The sequence below is a fragment of the Denitromonas iodatirespirans genome (assembly GCF_018524365.1).
GTDB lineage: Bacteria > Pseudomonadota > Gammaproteobacteria > Burkholderiales > Rhodocyclaceae > Nitrogeniibacter > Nitrogeniibacter iodatirespirans.
The window spans coordinates 109,253-123,087 of the sequence record NZ_JAEKFT010000005.1; the positions used below are offsets into that span (position 1 = coordinate 109,253).

The window sequence follows — 13,835 nt, forward strand, 5'->3', positions numbered from 1 at the left end:
ATCGATATCGCGAAGCGGCGTCAGGCCGCCGGCGCCGGGGCGTTCGGCGCCGCGCCGGGCGAATCGTCGCCCGGACGGACCGGCGGCATGGTCGTCGGCTTGGGCGGCCGCGGGCTGCGGCCATCCATGATGTCGTTGAGCTGGTCGGCGTCGAGGGTCTCCCACTCGAGCAGCGCCTTGGTCATCGCTTCGACCTTGTCGGTGTTGTTCTCGATCAGGTTGCGCGCCAGGGCGTACTGCTGGTCGAGAATGCGACGAATTTCGGCGTCGACCTTCTGCATCGTCGATTCGGACACGTTCTTGTGGGTCGTCACCTGGCGACCGAGGAAGATTTCGCCATCCTCTTCGCCATACACCATCGGGCCGAGCACATCGGACATGCCCCACTGCGTGACCATCCGGCGGGCCATGTCGGTGGCACGCTGGAAGTCGTTGGAGGCGCCGGTGGTCATCTGCTTCATGAAGATCTCTTCGGCGATGCGCCCACCGAACAACACGGCGATGGTCTGCAGCAGGCGCTCGCGGTCCTGGCTGTAGCGGTCTTCGGCCGGCAGCTGCATGGTCACGCCCAGCGCGCGACCGCGCGGGATGATAGTGACCTTGTGCACCGGATCGGTCTTGTCGAGCAGCTTGGCCACCACGGCATGGCCGGACTCGTGGTAGGCGGTGTTGCGGCGCTCTTCCTCCGGCATGACCACCGAGCGGCGCTCGGCACCCATCATGATCTTGTCCTTGGCGCGCTCGAAGTCTTCCATGTCCACCAGGCGCTTGCTGGCACGGGCGGCGAACAGCGCCGCCTCGTTGACCAGGTTGGCCAGGTCGGCACCGGCAAAGCCGGGCGTACCGCGCGCCAGCACCATCGGCTCGACATCGGGCGCGATCGGCACCTTGCGCATGTGCACCCGCAGGATCTGCTCCCGGCCACGGATATCGGGCAGCGGCACCACCACCTGGCGGTCGAAGCGGCCCGGACGCAGGAGCGCCGGGTCGAGCACGTCGGGGCGGTTGGTGGCGGCGATGACGATCACGCCGGCCGACCCTTCGAAGCCGTCCATCTCGACCAGCAGCTGGTTGAGGGTCTGCTCGCGTTCGTCGTTACCGCCGCCTAGACCGGCGCCACGCTGGCGGCCGACGGCATCGATCTCGTCGATGAAGATGATGCACGGCGCCTGCTTCTTGGCCTGCTCGAACATATCGCGCACGCGGGCCGCGCCGACACCGACGAACATCTCGACGAAGTCGGAACCCGAAATGCTGAAGAACGGCACCTTGGCCTCGCCGGCAATCGCCTTGGCGAGCAGCGTCTTACCGGTACCCGGCGAGCCGACCATCAGCACACCGCGCGGAATGCGGCCACCGAGCTTCTGGAATTTGGAGGGGTCGCGCAGGAAGTCGACCAGCTCCGACACTTCTTCCTTGGCTTCGTCGCAGCCGGCCACGTCGGCGAAATTCACCGTATTGGCGCTCTCATCGAGCATCCGTGCCTTGGACTTGCCGAAGGAGAACGCGCCGCCGCGTCCGCCGCCCTGCATCTGGCGCATGAAGAAGATCCACACGCCGATGAGCAAGAGCATCGGGAACCACGACACGAAGATGCTGGTGAGGAAGGACTGCTCCTCTTCCGGCTTGCCGGCCGTGACATTGACGCCGTAGCGCATCAGGTCGGAGACCATCCACAGGTCTTGCGTACCCGGCGTATAGACGACGATGTTGCGCCCTTCCTGGGTGGTCGCGCGCACGACACGCCCGTCGATCAGCACCTTGGTGATCTTGCCGGCTTTCGCTTCCTGCATGAACTGCGAATACTCCATCGTATTCTGCGAAAGCTGCTGTTTGTTGAACTGATTGAAGACCGTCATCAGCACGACGCCGATCACCATCCAGATCGCCAGATTCTTGAAGAGATTATTCAACGCGACTTCCTTGAACGCCCGGCAGGGGCACTAGTGATGCAGACCCATTCTAGGGGTGAACGTTCCCGCAGGCAAAGCAAAGCAAACTTATCAGCACCATACGCCCACGCTATGCGGCCGGCTTGACCCCGAGGCCCAGCAGATACACCTCGGTACTGCGGTCCCGGGACGCTGCAGGCTTGCGCACGACCACCGATCGAAACACGGCCTGCATGGCACGGCGATACGCGTCGAATCCCGCGCCCTGAAACACCTTGACCAGGAAGTTGCCGCCCGGTTTCAGATGTTGAATCGAAAAATCGAGCGCCAGCTCGCACAAACCGATCGAGCGCGCCTGATCGGCGGCACCGATGCCGGATATATTGGGGGCCATATCCGATAACACAAGGTCGACCGGCCGCCCGTCGAGCGCGGCCTCCAGTTCGTGCAGCACGGCCGAGTCCTGGAAGTCGCCCTGGATCACCGTCACCCGCGGAATCCCGAGCACCTCCAGCAGGTCGAGCGCGATCACTCGCCCACCGTCACCGACCTTCTGCGCGGCCACCTGGCTCCAGGAGCCGGGTGCGGCCCCCAGATCGACCACCACCATGCCGGGGCGGATCAGCTTGTCCTTCTCGTCGATCTCGAGCAGTTTGTAGGCGGCACGGGCGCGATAGCCCGATGCCCGCGCCTGCTGGACATAGGTGTCGTTGAGATGCTCGCGCATCCACGCCTTGCTGGTCTTGCTACGCTTCATAGGAGTAGAATTGCGCCCTTTTCCCCAACCGGATCAACCACATGACTGACCTGACGCCCGCCCAGCGACGCGAGCTTCGTGCCCGCGCCCACCACCTCAATCCGGTGGTCAGCGTGGCCGGCAACGGGCTGAGCCCGTCGGTGCTGGCCGAGATCGACCAAAATCTGAAGGCCCATGAGCTGATCAAGGTCCGCGTGTACGGTGAAGATCGCGACGCCCGCAGCCAACTCATGGCCGACATTTGCGAACAGACCGGCGCCGCCAGCGTGCAGCATATCGGCAACATCCTCGTCTTGTGGCGCGAAGCCCCGGTAGAAGACAAACCGGTCGCCGAGGTCAAACCGAAACCCGCTCGCCCGGCCGCCGACAAACCCAAGGCGCGCGCGCCTTACAGCCGCACGACCACGAACAGCCGAGCCAAGCCGGCTGCCCGTGGCACGGCCCGCCGCACCTCACGCGGCTGACCGCGCCGGCGTGTCCGCCCCGGGCACGGCGGCACGCCACACGGCGAACGCCCCCAGCAGGCTCTGACACAGATACAGCACGCTGGCAATGCCGTGCCACATGGCAAAGCGGTCTTTCAGCGCGCTGGCCATGGCACCCGCCGGCCCGGCCTCGGCCTTGATGCCGGCGATGATCGGGTCGATCACGAACTGCCCGACCGCCGTCAGCACCAGCATCGCCAGGATGCAGATCACCGTCACCCGCGGCAGGGGCAGCGCATGCCCGCGGGCATGCTGCAACACCAACAGCGCGGCACCGCACACCAGACCCAGCCAGGCCACGTTGGCGAAGAGTTCACCCGCCAGCGAACCGGCCAGCACCGGGTTGTTCAGCGCACTGAACAACACCGGCACCACCAGATAGCCGACTGCCCACATCGCACCGACCCACAGCGTCAGGATCAGGCGTTGCAGGCGGGCGATCGTGGTGGTCACGGCGGGATCGCTCAGATATAGCGGACGTCGATGATTTCGTACTCGCGCACGCCGCCCGGGGCCTGAACCTCGGCCACGTCACCGGCGTACTTGCCGATCAGGGCACGCGCGATCGGCGAGCTGACGGAGATCTTGCCCGCCTTGATGTCGGCTTCGTCGTCGCCGACGATCTGGTAAGTCACGGAGCTCTCGGACGCCAGATCTTCCAGCTCGATGGTGGCGCCGAACACGCAGCGACCGTCGGCGTCGAGCAGAGTCGGATCGATGATCTGTGCCATCGACAGCTTGCCCTCGACTTCCTTGATACGCCCCTCGATGAAGCCCTGCCGCTCCTTGGCGGCGTCGTATTCGGCGTTCTCCGACAAATCGCCATGCGAACGCGCTTCGGCGATCGCCGCGATGACGTTCGGCCGTTCGACGGTTTTCAGATGATGCAGCTCTTGCCGGAGCAGCTCGGCCCCGGTCACGGTCAAAGGAATCTTGTTCATAGTCTTAATTCAGTTCGGCGTGCAGCGCCTGCACGGCGTACACCTCCAGTTGATCCAGGTGGCGCAGGCCCATGCAGGCAGCACGTGCGCCTTCCGCGGTGGTGTAGATGGTCACTTTGGCCGCCAGCGCACTGGTACGGATCGAGCGCGAATCGGCCACGGCCTGACGACGCTCTTCCACGGTGTTGATCACCAGCGAAATCTCGTTGTTCTTGATCATGTCCACAATGTGCGGACGCCCTTCGTTGACCTTGTTGACGGCGGCCACCGGAATGCCGGCGGCCTCGATCGCGCTGGCCGTCCCCCGCGTCGCCACCAGGCCGAAGCCCAGTTCGTGCAGCTGACGCGCCACATCGACGGCGGCCGGGCGATCGGTCTGCTTGACGCTGATGAAGGCCGTGCCACCCTGCGGCAGCTTCACGCCGGCGGCGATCTGCGACTTGACGAAGGCTTCGGCGAAGGTGCGGCCCACGCCCATCACCTCACCGGTCGACTTCATCTCGGGGCCGAGAATGGTGTCCACACCGGGGAACTTGTTGAACGGGAACACCGCTTCCTTGACCGAGAAGTACGGCGGCACGATCTCGCCGGCGATGCCCTGGTCGGCCAGCGTGCGACCGGCCATGCAGCGCGCGGCGATCTTGGCCAGTTGCAGCGAGCAGGCCTTCGAGACGAAGGGCACGGTGCGCGAGGCACGCGGGTTCACTTCCAGCACATAGACGATGGCATCGTCGCCCTCGCCCTGGATGGCGAACTGCACGTTCATCAGGCCGCACACCTTGAGCGCCTTGGCCATGGCCGTGGTCTGGCGACGCAGTTCGTCCTGCAGCGCGGCGGACAGCGAATACGGCGGCAGCGAGCAGGCCGAGTCGCCCGAGTGCACGCCGGCCTGTTCGATGTGCTCCATGATGCCGCCGATGATGACATGCTCGCCGTCGGACAAGGCATCGACATCCACCTCGGTGGCATCGTTTAGGAAGCGGTCGAGCAGCACCGGCGACTCGTTCGAGACCTTGACCGCCTCGCGCATGTAGCGCTCCAGATCCTTCTGCTCGTGCACGATTTCCATCGCGCGCCCACCCAGCACATAGCTGGGCCGCACCACCAGCGGGTAGCCGATCTCGGCGGCCAGGCGCACCGCCGCTTCCGGCGTGCGTGCCGTGCGGTTGGGCGGCTGCTTGAGGCCGAGGTCGTTGAGCAGTTGCTGGAAGCGCTCGCGGTCTTCGGCCGCGTCGATCATGTCCGGGCTGGTGCCGATGATGGGCACGCCGTTGGCCTCCAGCGCGCGGGCACGCTTGAGCGGGGTCTGGCCGCCGAACTGGACGATGACGCCTTCGGGCTGCTCGATGTGCACGATCTCGAGCACGTCCTCGAGCGTGATCGGCTCGAAGTACAGGCGGTCGGAGGTGTCGTAGTCGGTGGACACGGTTTCCGGGTTGCAGTTGACCATGATGGTCTCGTACCCGTCTTCGCGCAGCGCCAGCGCGGCATGCACGCAGCAGTAGTCGAACTCGATGCCCTGGCCGATGCGGTTCGGTCCGCCGCCGAGCACCATGATCTTGCGCCTGCCGGTCGGCGCGGCCTCGCACTCTTCCTCGTAGGTCGAGTACATGTAGGCGGTCGAGGTGGCGAACTCGGCGGCGCAGGTATCGACCCGCTTGTACACCGGGCGCACGCCGAGGGCGTGACGATGCAGGCGCACCGCGGTTTCGTCGGTGGCCAGCAGCTTGGACAGGCGGCGGTCGGAGAAGCCCTTGCGCTTGAGCGCGCGCATCTGCTCGGCGTCGAGACGCTTGAGCGAGCGACCGGAGAGCGACTTCTCGGTCGCCACGATGTCTTCGATCTGGGCCAGGAACCAAGGATCGATCTTGGTCAGCTTGAACACGTCGTCGAGGGTCATGCCCTCACGGAAGGCCTGGCCCACATACCAGATGCGCTGGGCACCCGGATCGGCCAGTTCGCGTTCGAGCTCGTCCGGATCGGCCTCGATCTCGTCCAGGCCATACACACCGACTTCCAGACCGCGCAGGGCCTTCTGGAAGGACTCCTGGAAGCTGCGGCCGATCGCCATCACCTCGCCGACCGACTTCATCTGCGTCGTCAGACGGCCGTTGGCGGTCGGGAACTTCTCGAAGGCGAAGCGCGGAATCTTGGTGACCACGTAGTCGATCGACGGCTCGAAGGACGCCGGGGTCGCGCCGCCGGTGATGTCGTTCTTCAGCTCATCGAGCGTATAGCCGACGGCCAGCTTGGCCGCCACCTTGGCGATCGGGAAGCCGGTGGCCTTGGAGGCCAGCGCCGACGAACGCGACACGCGCGGGTTCATCTCGATGACGATCATGCGGCCGTCGTCGGGGTTGATGGCGAACTGCACGTTCGAGCCGCCGGTGTCGACGCCGATCTCGCGCAGCACGGCGATCGAGGCGTTGCGCAGGATCTGGTATTCCTTGTCGGTGAGCGTCTGCGACGGCGCGACGGTGATCGAGTCGCCGGTGTGCACCCCCATCGGGTCGAGGTTTTCGATCGAGCACACGATGATGCAGTTGTCCGCCTTGTCGCGGACCACTTCCATCTCGTATTCCTTCCAGCCGATCAGCGACTCTTCGATGAGCAGCTCGTTGGTCGGGCTGGCTTCGAGGCCGCCCTTGCAGATGTCGACGAATTCCTCGGTGTTGTAGGCGATGCCGCCGCCGCTGCCGCCGAGCGTGAAGGACGGGCGGATGATGACCGGGAAGCCGATCCACGCCTGCACCTGGAAGGCCTCTTCGAGCGAGTGGGCAATGCCCGAGCGCGCCGAGCCGAGGCCGATCTTGGTCATCGCCTGCTTGAACTTCTCGCGGTCCTCGGCCTTGTCGATGGCCTCGCGCGAGGCGCCGATCAGCTCGACATCGTACTTTTCGAGCACGCCATGCTTGGCCAGGTCGAGCGCGCAGTTGAGCGCGGTTTGCCCGCCCATGGTCGGCAGGATGGCATCGGGGCGCTCTTTTTCGATGATGCGCTCGACCACCTGCCAGGTGATCGGCTCGATGTAGGTGACGTCTGCCGTGCCCGGATCGGTCATGATCGTGGCCGGGTTGGAGTTCACCAGGATGACGCGATAGCCTTCCTCGCGCAGCGCCTTGCAGGCTTGTGCGCCGGAATAGTCGAATTCGCAGGCCTGGCCGATGATGATCGGACCCGCGCCAATGATCAGGATGCTTTGTAGGTCGGTACGCTTGGGCATGTGCTTGCCTCGATAACTCGGTGAAGGTGATGTGTCGGTCTGGCGGTCGGGCCCGGGGTCGCCGGGCCCGGTCACATCACTGACGCGCTTGCATCATCTGGATGAAGCGGTCGAACAGGTAAGCCACATCGTGCGGGCCGGGGCTGGCTTCGGGGTGCCCCTGGAAGCTGAAGGCCGGCGCGTCGGTGCGGGCGATGCCCTGCAGGCTGCCGTCGAACAGCGACACATGCGTGGCGCGCAGATTGGCCGGCAGGCTGTCGACATCCACCGCGAAGCCGTGGTTCTGGCTGGTGATCATCACCTGGCCGGAATCCAGGTCCTTGACCGGGTGGTTGGCGCCATGGTGGCCGAATTTCATCTTCGCCGTACGCCCGCCGGAGGCCAGCGCCAGCAACTGATGGCCGAGGCAGATGCCGAAGGTCGGCACGCCGCTATCGACGATGGTCTTGATCGCGCTGATCGCGTAGTCGCACGGCTCGGGGTCGCCGGGACCGTTGGACAGGAAGACGCCGTCCGGCGCCATGCCCAGCACCACGTCGGCCGGGGTCTGCGCCGGCACGACGGTCAGGCGGCAACCGCGTGCGGCCAGCATGCGCAGAATGTTGCGCTTGACGCCGTAGTCGTAGGCCACCACGTGGTACTTGGGCGCTTCGACCGCGCCATAGCCCGACACCAGATCCCACTCGGTCTCGGTCCATTCCTGCGTCTCGGTGGCCGTCACTTCCTTGGCCAGATCCATGCCGGCCAGCCCCGGGAAGGCACGGGCAGCGGCCAGTGCGGCTTCGGTATCGATCACACCGTCTTCGCCCGCGGTGACGATACAGCCGGCCTGGGCGCCCTTTTCGCGCAGCACGCGCGTCAGCCGACGCGTGTCGATATCGGCAATCGCCACCACCCCTTCGTCGCGCAGATAGGCATCGAGCGTCTTGCCCATGCGCCAGTTGGAGGCACGCAGCGGCAGGTCGCGAATGACCAGACCCGCAGCATGCACCCGGCCGGACTCGACGTCCTCGGGATTCACCCCGGTGTTGCCGATATGCGGATAGGTCAGCGTCACGATCTGCCGTGAATAGCTCGGGTCGGTGAGGATTTCCTGATAGCCCGACATGGCGGTATTGAAGACGACCTCGCCTACCGTCCGGCCGGCCGCACCGATACCTTTGCCGCTAAAAACCGTCCCGTCGGCAAGGACGAGGATGGCGCGCGGAAATTGAGTCACGACGAAACTCCTGGTTCAACCGTTGATGGGATCTCAGCGCGACCGCGCGCTGCTCCACACGTGAAAAACGGGACGAGCCTGACCCGACCCATCCCGCTCAGCAATCAACAAGAAAATTCGCCGAATTCTAGCGAAATTCGGCCCGCCCGGCAACGCAGCGACGCCAGCGCACCACAATCCGGCCCGGTTTCAATCGATGAAACGCCCGTCTCGCAGGCTCAGCCGCCGTGGCCGCCACGCGCCATTACCGACTGGCGCAAGGCATTGCCAAGCTTGTTCAGTGCATCGAGCAATGTCGGCAAGGCGAGCCGGGCGGCCTCCAGCTTTCCTTCGCGGGCGGCATGCTCGACCGCGGCGGCGGCGTCGAGTGCCGCCATGGCATTGAACACCCCGACCGACCCCTTGACCGTGTGGGCAATCGCCGCCAGTGCAGCCAGATCGCCCGAACCAGCCGACGACTTGAGCTTCTGCAAGCTGCCGGCGAAATCGGCAAAGAAGAGGTCGACCAGCTTCTCGAGTGCCTCTTCGTCGCCGTCGAGCAGCTGCCGCGTCTGATCCAGATCCAGCACGCTGGTGCCGCCGCTGCGCGTCGCCATCTCGAGCAGCGACCAGTCCGGATCGGCCGCCGCCGATGCGTCGTCGCCGCCTGCGCGGGCAATGGCGGCAAACAGGTCGGCCGGCTTGATCGGCTTGGTGACATAGTCGTCCATACCGGCGTCGAGGCAGCGCTGGCGGTCGCCCGCCATCGCATGGGCCGTCATGGCGATGATCGGCATCGCCTTCCATTGCCCCGCCATGGCCCAGCTGCGCCGCGCCTCACGCGCACGGATCGCCTGGGTGGCTTCGATGCCGCCCATGACCGGCATCTGCACATCCATCAGCACCAGATCGAAGCGCCGATTCTCGAGCATCTCGATCGCCTCCTGCCCGTTGCCCGCCACCGCGATCCGATGCCCAGCCTTCTCGAGCATCTTGATCGCCACGGCCTGATTGACCGGGTTGTCTTCCACCAGCAGGATGTCGCGACTGTCGTCGCGCCCTTGGCTGAGCTGGGTCAGCGTGAGTTCCGGGTCGAATTCGAACAGCGCATCGTCGTCCGTACTTTGGCCCGCCACTGCGGCCATCAGCACCTCGCAGACCTCGTCGGCCGAGAAGGGTTTGATCAGCCGCGACGACAGGCCCAGATCCTTGCAGCGGGCCAGATCCTGGCGCTGGTTGTGCGTGGTCAGCATCATCACGATGCGGTCCAGCCACTGCGTCTCGCCCCTGAGCTGCCGGGCCAGCGCGAAACCGCCGGGCTCGGGCATGCCGACGTCGACCATGACGAAATCGAAAGGCGCGTCGCCGTCGCCCGCCTTCTTCAGCTCGGCCATCATGGCCTCACCATCGCCGACCGTGACGCAGCTCATGCCCCAACGGCCGACGACCCGCACCAGCAAATCGCGGACGGCCTGGCTGCGGTCCGCGACCAGGATGCGGCGGCCGCACATCTGACGGCCGTCGGGCTGAGTCGCAGCCGCGACTTCCGGCAGGCGCAAGGTAAAGCGGAAGTCACTGCCCACGCCCACTTCGCTCGATGCCTGCAACTCGCCGCCCATCAGGGCCACCAGACGCTGGCAGATGGCCAGCCCCAGGCCGGTGCCACCGAATTTACGGGTCGTGGAGCTGTCGGCCTGCGAAAAGGCCTCGAAGATCGCCGACAGTTTGTCGGCCGCGATGCCGATGCCGGAATCCTTCACCGATACCGCCACCAGGCTGCCCGCCTCGCCGCCGTCCTGGCGCGACACATGGACCATGACCTGACCGCGGGAGGTGAACTTGAGGGCGTTGCCGACCAGGTTGAGGAGTATCTGGCGGATCCGCCCCGGATCCCCCTTGAGCACCGCCGGCACCTCGGGATCGATCTCGTAGAGCAGCTCCAGGCCTTGCTGGTGCGCCCGGAGCGCCAGCGTCTTGACCGTATCCGACACCACCGAGCGCATCGAAAAATCGATCGCCTCGAGCCCCATCTTGCCGGCCTCGATCTTCGAGAAATCGAGGATGTCGTTGAGGATGGTCAGCAAGGCCTCGCCCGAGGCCTTGACGTTGTTGAGATATTCGCGCTGCTCGCTGTCGAGCGGTGTATCGAGCGCCAGTTCGGTCATGCCGATGATGCCGTTCATCGGCGTGCGGATTTCATGGCTCATGTTGGCCAGGAACTCGCTCTTGGCACGGTTCGCGCCCTCGGCCGCGTCCCGCGCCTCGCGCAGAGCCAGTTGGTCAGCCCGCTCCTGCGTCACATCGCGATAAGTGCCGAGCATGCGCAGCCAGCGCCCGTCGGCCCCGCGCTCGAAAGCCCGGCCGCGCGCCTGCACCCAACGCCAGTCGCCCGATCTGTCGCGCGCACGAAAGGTGAAATCGAAAAAGCGCGATTGCCCCCGAAGGTGGGCCACCGTCACATCGCGAAAAGCGGCCACATCGTCGGGGTGGATCCGCTCGCGCAAACGCTCAAAACCGCCGTCGAGCCCATCGTCGGCAACGCCGAGCATCGTCTGCCAATTGGCGTCCACCTCGACACGGCCCGCCTGCAGGTCATACTCCCACAGACCCATGTCGGTATTGCGCAAGACCAGCGCAAGACGCGCTTCGGCCTGGGTCAGCCGGCCGGCGGCCCGCCCGCATTCAGCCTCGCAGGCGGCCGAAAACGCGCTCAAGGCCTCGATCTGCGCCGGACCATACCCCTGACGCGCCAGACCGACCGAAAGCGATTCGCCCGGCTGAAGGGCGAGGTGTTTTTGAAGCAGCGCCAGGAAAGCAGGAGTGGTCACGCGGGCGAACTTCCCAGATCACAGGGCGGCCCGCTCGGAATGCGGACCATCATGATCGCTATCGGCCCGAAGCGCGCGCTCTTGAGGCGCCCGCCCCGGCACCGGGACACTCAGCGCAGGCCGAGCACGTCCTGCATGTCGAACAACCCCCGGCGATGCTTGGCCAGGAAGCGCGCGCCGCGCAGCGCGCCCAGCGCGTACGGCATGCGGCTACCCGATTTGTGGGTGATCTCGATGCGCTCGCCGATGCCGGCGAACAGCACGGTGTGATCGCCCACCACATCGCCGCCGCGGATGGTCGAAAAGCCGATGGTCTCGTCCTTGCGCTTGCCGGTCACGCCTTCGCGGCCGTAGATGGCGCACTGCTCGAGATCGCGCCCGAGTTCATGCGCGACGATCTCGCCCATGCGCAGCGCCGTCCCCGACGGCGCATCGATCTTGAGCCGGTGATGGGCTTCGATGACCTCGATGTCGTAGCCTTGATCGAGAATTCGCGCCGCCACTTCGAGCAACTTGAACACCGCATTGACGCCGACCGCCATGTTCGGCGCGAACACCACCGGAATGCTCTCGGCCGCCTGCAGGATCTCGCGCTTTTGTTCGGCATTGAAACCGGTGGTGCCGATCACCATCGCCTTGCCTTGACGGCGCGCTTCGGCCAGATGCGCCAGCGAGCCCTCGGGCAAGGTGAAATCGATGACGCAATCGGCTGCCGCGATCGCCGCCGACATGTCGTCCGTGATGGTCACGCCGCAGGGCTGGGCCACCAGCTCGCCGGCATCGCGGCCAATGAACGGGCTGCCGGCGCGGTCGAAAACCGACGCGAGCGCCAGGTCGTCCGCCGCCAACGTGGCTTCGATCAACATGCGGCCCATGCGGCCGCTGCCGCCGGCAACGGCGATCCGGCGTGGTGTGTTGGTGCTCACTTCGCTGCGTCCTTGGTGTCGGTGGATGTCTTGTCGGCGTTTTCCGCGGCGTCGGGGCCGCTCAGCGACAGCGTGCGGATGCGTTGCTCTTCCTTGGCCGCCATGGCCGCCGGATCGCCGGCCACCACGTCACCCTCGACGCGCGCCAGGCGGTCGTCCTCGAAGAACACCGTCAGCACGCGTTGCTCCGGCTCGCCATGACCAGGCTCGAAGCGATAGACGTAATCCCAACGATCGGCGTGGAAGACGTCCGACAGCAAGGGCGTGCCCAGCGCAAAGCGGACCTGATCGCGCGTCATGCCCTTCTTCAGATGCGACACCATGTCCTGAGTCACGTAGTTTCCCTGGCGCACATCGATGCGATAGGGACGCACATAGTCGGTTACGCCGCAGCCGGAGATCAACAGCGCTGCCGCCATTGCGGTTATCAGTTTGGTTTTGGGTTGCATGGTCTGCTCAAGGGACGGCGTGGAGGAACGCCAGAATTCTCAGGAAAAGGCAAAAAATATATCATACTGTCTCGCTCAACTTTCCGTGTTCCCCTACATTGGGCGGGCCGACACCGACATGCCATCAAATTCGCAAAGCCTCAAGAGCATGGGTCTCAAAGCGACCCTTCCGCGGCTCAAGATCCTCGACCTCTTTCAACACACCGATCAGCGCCACCTGACGGCCGAGGATGTGTATCGCCTGCTGATGAACGACGACATGGACATCGGCCTGGCCACGGTCTATCGCGTCCTCACTCAGTTCGAACAGGCCGGCCTGCTGGAGCGCCACCACTTCGAGTCCGGCAAAGCCGTCTTCGAACTCAACGAAGGTGCCCACCACGACCACCTGGTGTGTGTCGAATGCGGTGCGGTCGAGGAGTTCTTCGACCCCGAGATCGAAAAACGCCAGAACGCGGTGGCCAAGGAGCGTGGCTTCTCGGTCAAGGAGCATGCGCTGTATCTGTACGTCGAGTGCCATCGCAAGGACTGCCCCAACCGCAGCAGCGACGACAAGTAAGCCCCCGCCTTGGAAACCTTGCTGACGGCGACCGCCCTGGTCGCCGTCGCCGAAATCGGCGACAAAACCCAACTGCTGTCCTTCATGCTGGCCGCGCGACTCAAGCATCGCGTCGCCATCGTGTGGGGGATCTTCATCGCAACCCTCCTCAACCACGCCCTCGCCGCGGCGGCCGGCGCCTGGATCGCGCAGTGGTTGCCGGGGCATTGGCTCAAGTGGACGCTGGCCGCGAGTTTTCTCGCTTTCGGGCTGTGGGCACTGCGCCCCGACACGCTGGATGAGGACACCGCCACTCCGCCGGCTCACACGGCGTGGCGCATTTTCCTGATCGCGCTGGTGGCCTTCTTCCTGGCCGAGATCGGCGACAAGACGCAGTTTGCGACCGTCGCCTTGGGCGCCCGCTTCGACGCCCTGACCTGGGTGGTGATCGGCACCACCTTGGGCATGATGATCGCCAACGTGCCGGCCGTGATGGTCGGCGAACGCTTGGCCGAGCGCCTGCCCGGCCACATCATGCGCCGCGTGGCAGCCGCCGGATTTCTGATCACCGCGGCGATCACGGCACTGGGCTGATCCC

12 protein-coding genes are annotated in these 13,835 nt (G+C 65.3%); 3 read left to right on the forward strand and 9 right to left on the reverse strand.

From position 1 onward, the window contains the following. Positions 1-20: 20 nt before the first annotated feature. Complete coding sequence (gene ftsH / locus I8J34_RS06095; RefSeq protein WP_214360499.1) at positions 21-1,913, reverse strand: ATP-dependent zinc metalloprotease FtsH; 1,893 nt, start codon at positions 1,911-1,913, stop codon at positions 21-23. Positions 1,914-2,022: 109 nt separating this feature from the next. Beyond that, positions 2,023-2,649, reverse strand: coding sequence for an RlmE family RNA methyltransferase (locus I8J34_RS06100; protein ID WP_214360500.1), 627 nt, complete (start codon positions 2,647-2,649; stop codon positions 2,023-2,025). Positions 2,650-2,690: 41 nt separating this feature from the next. Between I8J34_RS06100 and yhbY the strand changes: the two genes are divergently transcribed. Next, complete coding sequence (yhbY, locus tag I8J34_RS06105) at positions 2,691-3,113, forward strand: ribosome assembly RNA-binding protein YhbY (RefSeq protein WP_214360501.1); 423 nt, start codon at positions 2,691-2,693, stop codon at positions 3,111-3,113. Here the strand turns inward: yhbY and I8J34_RS06110 are convergent. The 7 genes from I8J34_RS06110 to I8J34_RS06140 all read right to left on the reverse strand — a co-directional run bounded on the left by I8J34_RS06110 (position 3,102) and on the right by I8J34_RS06140 (position 12,699). Next, positions 3,102-3,587: a DUF4149 domain-containing protein gene (locus tag I8J34_RS06110; RefSeq protein ID WP_214360502.1), complete on the reverse strand. Its 486-nt coding sequence runs from the start codon at positions 3,585-3,587 to the stop codon at positions 3,102-3,104. The genes yhbY and I8J34_RS06110 overlap by 12 nt on opposite strands. An 11-nt stretch (positions 3,588-3,598) precedes the next feature. Beyond that, a complete protein-coding gene (gene greA / locus I8J34_RS06115) occupies positions 3,599-4,075 on the reverse strand; it encodes a transcription elongation factor GreA (protein WP_214360503.1) in 477 nt (158 codons plus the stop codon). A gap of 4 nt (positions 4,076-4,079) precedes the next feature. Then, the gene (carB, locus tag I8J34_RS06120) at positions 4,080-7,298 is read right to left on the reverse strand and encodes a carbamoyl-phosphate synthase large subunit (RefSeq protein ID WP_214360504.1); all 3,219 of its coding nucleotides are present in this window, start codon (positions 7,296-7,298) and stop codon (positions 4,080-4,082) included. A gap of 76 nt (positions 7,299-7,374) precedes the next feature. Beyond that, entirely contained in the window at positions 7,375-8,517 is a 1,143-nt protein-coding gene (gene carA / locus I8J34_RS06125) for a glutamine-hydrolyzing carbamoyl-phosphate synthase small subunit (RefSeq protein WP_214360505.1), read from the reverse strand. 218 nt (positions 8,518-8,735) lie between these two features. Then, positions 8,736-11,324 carry a response regulator gene (locus tag I8J34_RS06130; protein ID WP_214360506.1) on the reverse strand — a complete coding sequence of 863 codons (2,589 nt, stop codon included), beginning with the start codon at positions 11,322-11,324 and terminating at the stop codon, positions 8,736-8,738. 110 nt (positions 11,325-11,434) lie between these two features. After that, positions 11,435-12,250, reverse strand: a complete 816-nt coding sequence (gene dapB, locus I8J34_RS06135) for a 4-hydroxy-tetrahydrodipicolinate reductase (RefSeq protein ID WP_255553120.1) — start codon at positions 12,248-12,250, stop codon at positions 11,435-11,437. Then, positions 12,247-12,699, reverse strand: coding sequence for an outer membrane protein assembly factor BamE (locus tag I8J34_RS06140; RefSeq protein ID WP_214360507.1), 453 nt, complete (start codon positions 12,697-12,699; stop codon positions 12,247-12,249). Before I8J34_RS06140 ends, dapB begins: the two co-directional genes overlap by 4 nt. 118 nt (positions 12,700-12,817) lie before the next feature. Between I8J34_RS06140 and fur the strand changes: the two genes are divergently transcribed. After that, entirely contained in the window at positions 12,818-13,258 is a 441-nt protein-coding gene (fur, locus tag I8J34_RS06145) for a ferric iron uptake transcriptional regulator (protein WP_214360508.1), read from the forward strand. Between the two features lie 9 nt (positions 13,259-13,267). After that, entirely contained in the window at positions 13,268-13,831 is a 564-nt protein-coding gene (locus tag I8J34_RS06150; RefSeq protein WP_214360509.1) for a TMEM165/GDT1 family protein, read from the forward strand. The last annotated feature ends 4 nt before the right edge of the window (positions 13,832-13,835 follow it).